We start from the raw sequence: 6,334 nt of genomic DNA, 5'->3' as shown, positions 1-6,334 counted from the left end.
GAGATGCGCCGGATCCCGCCCGGCGAAGCGCCGCCGCAGATCTTTCAGCAAGGTCTCGACGGATTCATTACCGATACTGCCTGCCCCTGTGGACATGGCCCCGATGGGCAATCCCTCGCACAGGTTCGTGATCTTATTGGCGTGGGCGTAGATCTGCCCGCTGCTCATGGTGCCGGCGCTGTCGGCCGCCATAACAACACCGTCGTTGATCTTCACGGATACAATGATGGTCACGGCCGGTATCCTTCGCAAGTGCAATGGCGAGAGGACGTGCGCGCCGCGGCGGTTGCGTCGTCCCGCGGCCGAGGCGGACCGGCGAAGCAGCGATGTGGCCAAGCATGGCTCGCGATCGTCTAACCCAACCCCCATTTATGCTGCACTGCAGCATTTTTCTGGGCGCCTTTCCTTGTCCACCATCTTAGCGTCGAAGGAGCGTCGCACATGCCGCTCGACGATAAGACTTTTATGTGCGTTTCGTCCCTTACGCCTCTCGCGGTCACGCCCGGCACGCAGGAGGGTGGGCTTTCGGTGACGCTTGCCTTGCAGGGCGGCAGTTCCCTCGGCGCCTTCGCCTGAAGCGTGCTGGACCGGTTGCTCGATCTTCCCGACCTGCGGATAGCGGTCGCAAGCAGTGCGAGCGCCGGCGCGATGAGCGCGGGCATGCTTGTCCAGGGCCTGGCCACCGGTGGCCGAGCCGCGGCCAAACGGTTATTGGAGATTTTTTGGCGGCGTGTCGCCATCGCCTCGAACTCGCCCGACATCGACGCTGCGCGCTGGCTGTTCCTCTTCTCCGGCATGATGGTGCCGCTGGTCGATGCGATGCGCAGTTCCGCCCGCGGCCTCTCGCCGAACCAGATCAATCCGCTCGGGTTGCATCCGCTTTCGGGTGTGCTCGACGGCCTGTTCGACCCCTTCGCCTTCGGCCGCCCAGGCGCACCCATGCTGGTCGTCGCGGCTACCCGCATGCGCACCGGGGAGGCGCAGCTGTTCCGTGATGCGGAAGTAACGGCGGAGGAGTTGCTCGCCTTCGCCTGCCTGCCGCAACTCTTTCCTCGGTTGAGATCGAGGGCGAGGCTTACTGGGACGGCGGCTATGCCAGCAACCCGCCGCTGCGGGCGGTGATCGAGGCGTGCGCGCTGGCCGACATCCTGGTAGTCCGCACCACGCCGGTGGAGCGGCCGGAGCCGCTGCCGATCAGCACCGCCGGGCTGCTTGCGCCGCCCCGCCCACCTCCGTTGGTCAAGATGGACTGTCATGAAAGGCGAAACTTGTGCGGCAAGTTGGACCATTCCGTGAACGTCCAATAGGGTGACGCGCGGCCGACGCGGAAATCGCCCGTGGATCAGGAGTTCGACGCATGGCCGACACATCCGGGGCAACGTCTCCCGGCGGAGGCGCCGGCCACCCTCAGGCGTCGACCGGCATTCCCGGTCTCGACGACATACTCGCTGGCGGCCTGACCCGCGACCGCCTCTACCTGGTCGAGGGCACTCCTGGAACCGGTAAGACGACGCTTGCACTCCAGTTCCTGCTGGAAGGTCAACGCCGGGGGGAGCAGGGCATGTACATCACGCTCTCCGAGACCGCGGACGAGCTGCGTGCCTCGGCGGCCACCCATGGCTGGTCACTCGACGACCTCTCAATTGTGGAAATGGTGCCCGAGAGCGGCCTCGACCCCGAGATGGAGCAGACGCTGCTGCCCCCGTCCGAATTCGAACTTGGGGAAACCACCGGCCGGATCCTGGCGCGGGTCGAGCAGGGCAAGCCGGCACGGCTCGTCATCGACAGCCTGTCGGAGTTGCGCCTGCTGGCGCAGACCCCGTTGCGCTACCGTCGTCAGGTTCTTGCCTTGAAGCACCACTTCACTGGCAATCGCTGCACCGTCCTCCTGCTCGACGACCGGACGGCCGAGCCGCGTGACCTGCAATTGCACAGCATCGCCCATGGCGTTGTCGCGCTGGAGCAGCGCGCGGCCGGCTACGGGCCGGTGCGGCGTCACCTGCAGGTGGTGAAGATGCGCGGTGTCCGCTTCCGCAGCGGTCAACACGACTTCTCCATCGAAACGGGTGGTCTCGCGGTCTATCCGCGCCTCGTCGCCGCGGAGCACCACGACAGCTTTGCCCCGGCACCCGTGCGCTCCGGTGTCCCCGGACTGGATGCCTTGCTCGGCGGCGGCCTGATGCCGGGCACCAACACGCTCATCATGGGGCCGACCGGCGTGGGAAAGACCTCCACCGCCACCAGCTGCGCGCTCGCGGCGCTGGATCGGGGCGACCCGGTTTCGTTTTTCCTGTTCGATGAGGGAATGGTCACTTTCCTGGCGCGTTCCGCAGCGCTCGGCATGGACCTCGCCCCGCATCTGGAGGCGGGGCGGTTGCGGGTGCGCCAGATCGACCCGGCCGAGCTCTCCCCCGGCGAGTGCGCCCACGTCATCCGCCATGCCGTCGAGAGCGAAGGGGCCCGGGTCATCGCGATCGACAGCCTCAACGCCTATCTCCACGCCATGCCTGATGAGCGCCACCTGCTGTTGCAAATGCACGAATTGCTCGGCTACCTGAACCAGCGCGGAGTGGTGACGTTACTCATTCTTGGGCAGCACGGTTTAGTCGGTGACCTGCGTGGGGACGTGGACCTCAGTTACCTGAGCGATGCCTTGGTGCTGATGCGCTTCTTCGAGACGGCTGGCGAGGTACGCAGGGGACTCTCAGTGGTGAAAACCCGGACGACGGCACATGAGCGGACGATCCGGGAGTTCAATCTGGGCCCGACAGGTTTGGCAATCGGCGATGTCCTGCGCGAGTTTGATGGCGTTCTGACCGGAGCGCCGGTCTACCGCGGCATGGCCGAAGGCTTGCTTCAGATCCGGACGGCGAGGCCGGAAGCGGCACCCGAAAGCGGTTGAGCCCCGGCGGTATGGAGGCGACGACGGAAACCCGGGTCCTCCTGTTGGCACCACATGGCCGAGACGCGGCCCTCGCGGCCGACATCCTGGGCAAGGCCGGCGTGCCATCGCGCATCTGCGCCAACCTCGATGACCTGACCGGTGCCATCACCGAAGGCGCCGGCGCCGCCCTGCTCACCGAGGAGGGGCTGGCGCGCCGGGATGTCTTGCCGCTACAGCGCTGGGTGGCGGCGCAGCCCTCCTGGTCCGATTTTCCCTTTATTCTGTTGGCCGCACCACGGTTCGGCGCCTCGCGCGGCGCGCAGGGGCTGGCCTGGCTCGACGGCCTCGGCAATGCCGTGCTGCTGGAGCGGCCATTAGGCGCGGCGGTCCTATCCAGCGCGGTGCGTGCTGCCTTGCGCGCCCGCGGGCGGCAGTACCAGGCGCGGACCCTGCTGGCCGAATACGAGCGGACAGCGGCGCAGATCGCGGCTTTGAACGCATCGCTGGAGGAGCGCGTGGCGGCGCGGACGGCGGAGCTGCGGGCCGAGGCCCGGGAACGCGAGCGGGCCGAGGCCATGCTGATCCAGGCGCAGAAGATGGAGGTGCTGGGCCAGTTGGCGGGCGGCGTCGCGCATGACGTCAACAACGTGCTCCAGGCTGTCCTCGGGGGCGCCCGCATGATCGTGCGCCGGCCCGACGACCCCGCAGCCGTGACCCGCCTCGCGGGCATGGTGGTCGATGCCGCGCTGCGCGGTGCAGGAGTTGCGCGGCGCCTGCTTGCCCTCGCACGCCGCGGCAAATTGCAGGTGGAACCTGTCGACGCGCACCACATGTTCGCCGGGCTGCAGGAGGTGCTGGCCCATACCCTGGGCGGTGCGGTTACGGTGCATGTGGAGGCCGGGAGCGATCTTCCGCCTGTGTTGGCCGACCGCGGGCAGCTCGAGACCGTGCTGGTCAACCTCGCAGTCAATGCGCGTGATGCCATTGCCCCACAGGCAGGCGCCGTGACCTTCTCGGCGGTCGCGGAGGAAGTGGCATCGGGTGAGCCGCATCCGTCCGGTCTGGCGCCGGGCAGCTACCTGCGGCTCGCGGTTGCCGATGATGGGCCGGGGATGGACGCCGGGACGCTGGCCCGCGCCACCGAGCCCTTCTTCACCACTAAGCCCCGCGGCAAGGGCACTGGGCTCGGGCTCTCCATGGCGAGGGGCTTCGCCGAACAAAGCGGCGGGGCGATGCACATCGACAGCGCCCTGGAGCGCGGTACCATTGTCACGCTGTGGTTGCCGCAGGCCGGCAAGGCTGTGGAGCCCCCCACCGCACCGCCCGCTGCGAGCGTCGTCGCCGCGCCGGGGAGGACACAACGGCGCTGCGTGCTGCTGGTAGATGACGAGCCGCAGGTGCGGACAGTGCTGGCCGCCGGAATCGCCGAGCGTGGTCATGTCGTCATCCAGGCCGTGGATGCCGCCGCGGCCTTGGCCCGGCTTGATGCCGGGGAGCCGGTCGACCTTCTGATCACCGATCTGGCCATGCCGGGACAGGACGGGCTGACCCTCATCCGCGCGGCGCGTACCCGGCATCCGGGCCTCGCGGCGCTGTTGATCACCGGGCATGTCGGCGATGCGACGTCGATGCTCCTCGACCAGGCTGCGAGCGATGGCCCGTTCGGATTGGTCCATAAGCCGGTCATGCCGGATGAACTGGCGGACCGGGCCGATGCGATGATGTCTGCGGCATGAAGGCTCCGCAGTAGGAATGGCGGGCACCAGGGCGGCGGCCGGTAAGCGGTACCGTCGCGGTCACCATCCGCGCATAGTGGATCCGCGCCTTTACGCCCTGTTGCCGGCCTTGAGACATGCCATCTCGGTAACTGCGTCGCCCTTCGTCACCGGGCCGCTCCACGGCAGAAGGATATCGGCGTTGTACAGCTTGGCCCGAAGACCTGACGGTACTCTCGCGGCTGCGCGTTTGGCTGGTGTCATGCAGCCGGGCGTGCCATGGTGAGCCCGTTGCATACGCTCCGCTGCCGCACCGTGGCAGCCAGCCGCTTCCGCCAACTCACGCATATCCGCGATCTGCCGGTGCTGATCGTGGATGAGCCGAGCGGCATTTCCGACCCCGACCCGGCGCCGCATCCGTTGGAGATCCTGCTTGCCGCGCTCGGCTCCGATCTCGCCATCGGCATCCGGGCAATGGCGGTGACACGTGGCGTCACCCTGTCGAGCCTGGAGCTGGAGGTGGAGGCCGACATGGCCAGGGCACCGTTGGATTCCGGTGCACCGCCGCCGCTCGGCCTCGAGGCTGTGCGCGTCGCCATTCATATTGCGGCCGATGCTCCGCGGGAAGCGCTGGCGGCGTTGATCATGCGGGCGACCTTGCGCTCGCCGGTCGCCAATACACTGCATGACGGAACGCAGCTCAGCGTCGCTCTGGCGGCAGGAACAGGCGTCTAGGCCAGCGGCCCGGCGGGTTTGACCCTCTCGGACGGATCCAGCTCGGCCGCACGGTCCTGCATGGCTGCGGCTACCGCATCCAGGACCAACCTGATTCGCGGGATCCTGCGGTTGTCCTTGTGCACCGCGAGCCAGATCTCAACCACGGTCTGGTCCACCGGCGGCTGCAGGCGCCGCAGCCCGTTCGCCAGTGCGTCGCCTCGCAGCCGGGGCAGGCACACCATGCCCTGGCCGCAGAGCGCGGCCTGTAGTTGCGCCTCCGGGCTGTCGGTCCGCAGCGCCACGGTGGCACGGGGGGCGACCTCGGCGAGCCAGTTGGCGAGCTGCGGCACCTCGGACCCGTCCAATCCGGCGACCAGCCGGTGGCCTGGGCAGCCGGCCGCGAAGTCCGGTGCGCCATGGCGTTCCAGATAGGCTGGGCTGGCGTAGAGCCCATGCGCCATGGTGCCGATCCGCCGCGCGATGAGGTCATGCTGTTCGAAGCGCGTAAGGCGTACCGCGATGTCCGCCTCCCGCATGGCAAGGCTCATGTGCCGGACATTGGCCAGCAGCTCGATGCCGATCTCCGGATTGCCGAACTGCAGCGCACAGAAGGCAGGTGCAAGGACGTGGCTGGCGAGCGTCTCGACCGTCGTCACCCGCACCACCCCTTTCAACAGGGCGTCGTGGCCACCGACCGTCCGCTCCACCGCGAGCGCCTCCGCCTCGACGCGTTCCGCCTGGCCGAGGATCGCCTCGCCCGCCAGCGTCGGAACATAGCCGTCCGGCGTGCGGTGGAGCAGCCGGACGCCCAGGCCGCCTTCGAGTGAGGCGAGGCGGCGGCCGACGGTGGACTGGGTGACGTGCAGCTCCCTTGCGGCAGCGGATAGGCTGCCGGTGCGGACAATGGCCAGGAAGAAGCGGAGATCATCCCAGTCCAGCAACGGTTCGCCCACGCATTTCTGCCTGCCTGGCATCGGCAGGACAGGGAAGCAACGGGTGGAGGCATACCCAGGTTCGG

General features: G+C 68.1%; 8 protein-coding genes. 5 read left to right on the top strand and 3 right to left on the bottom strand.

The window, feature by feature from the left end; all coding sequences use genetic code 11:
• Positions 1–234: Ntn hydrolase family protein (locus JMJ56_RS28330; protein ID WP_202835109.1), on the bottom strand; the 234-nt coding region annotated here is incomplete at its 3' end.
• Positions 235–441: 207 nt separating this feature from the next.
• On the opposite strand from JMJ56_RS28330, the gene JMJ56_RS35080 reads away from it, so the two are divergent.
• Entirely contained in the window at positions 442–576 is a 135-nt protein-coding gene (locus JMJ56_RS35080) for a hypothetical protein (protein ID WP_268885135.1), read from the top strand.
• Between the two features lie 84 nt (positions 577–660).
• Positions 661–1,122: a hypothetical protein gene (locus tag JMJ56_RS28325; protein WP_202835108.1), complete on the top strand. Its 462-nt coding sequence runs from the start codon at positions 661–663 to the stop codon at positions 1,120–1,122.
• Here JMJ56_RS28325 and JMJ56_RS28320 read toward each other — a convergent pair.
• Positions 1,091–1,243 (bottom strand): hypothetical protein, encoded by a 153-nt coding sequence (locus JMJ56_RS28320; protein WP_202835107.1) that lies wholly within the window; start codon positions 1,241–1,243, stop codon positions 1,091–1,093. The two genes, JMJ56_RS28325 and JMJ56_RS28320, sit on opposite strands and share 32 nt — an antisense overlap.
• 114 nt (positions 1,244–1,357) lie before the next feature.
• On the opposite strand from JMJ56_RS28320, the gene JMJ56_RS28315 reads away from it, so the two are divergent.
• From JMJ56_RS28315 to JMJ56_RS28305, 3 genes are all read left to right on the top strand, one after another.
• The gene (locus JMJ56_RS28315) at positions 1,358–2,902 is read left to right on the top strand and encodes an ATPase domain-containing protein (RefSeq protein WP_202835106.1); all 1,545 of its coding nucleotides are present in this window, start codon (positions 1,358–1,360) and stop codon (positions 2,900–2,902) included.
• On the top strand, positions 2,899–4,620 hold the full coding sequence (locus JMJ56_RS28310) for an ATP-binding protein (protein ID WP_236038726.1): 1,722 nt from the start codon (positions 2,899–2,901) through the stop codon (positions 4,618–4,620). Before JMJ56_RS28315 ends, JMJ56_RS28310 begins: the two co-directional genes overlap by 4 nt.
• Before the next feature lie 258 nt (positions 4,621–4,878).
• Positions 4,879–5,334 (top strand): OsmC family protein, encoded by a 456-nt coding sequence (locus tag JMJ56_RS28305; RefSeq protein ID WP_202835104.1) that lies wholly within the window; start codon positions 4,879–4,881, stop codon positions 5,332–5,334.
• On the opposite strand, the gene JMJ56_RS28300 is transcribed toward JMJ56_RS28305, so the two are convergent.
• A complete protein-coding gene (locus tag JMJ56_RS28300) occupies positions 5,331–6,269 on the bottom strand; it encodes a LysR family transcriptional regulator (protein WP_202835103.1) in 939 nt (312 codons plus the stop codon). The genes JMJ56_RS28305 and JMJ56_RS28300 overlap by 4 nt on opposite strands.
• Positions 6,270–6,334 lie beyond the last annotated feature (65 nt).

The organism is Belnapia arida (genome assembly GCF_016773205.1).
In the GTDB taxonomy this organism is placed as follows: Bacteria; Pseudomonadota; Alphaproteobacteria; order Acetobacterales; family Acetobacteraceae; genus Belnapia; species Belnapia arida.
This window is presented reverse-complemented; position numbering and strand designations above follow the sequence as displayed.

Excerpts from the sequence above, each read along its gene's own strand:
- JMJ56_RS35080 (WP_268885135.1), top strand. The coding sequence starts at position 442 with ATGCCGCTCGACGATAAGACTTTTATGTGCGTTTCGTCCCTTACGCCT.
- JMJ56_RS28325 (WP_202835108.1), top strand. The coding sequence starts at position 661 with ATGCTTGTCCAGGGCCTGGCCACCGGTGGCCGAGCCGCGGCCAAACGG.
- JMJ56_RS28315 (WP_202835106.1), top strand. The coding sequence starts at position 1,358 with ATGGCCGACACATCCGGGGCAACGTCTCCCGGCGGAGGCGCCGGCCAC.
- JMJ56_RS28305 (WP_202835104.1), top strand. The coding sequence starts at position 4,879 with ATGGTGAGCCCGTTGCATACGCTCCGCTGCCGCACCGTGGCAGCCAGC.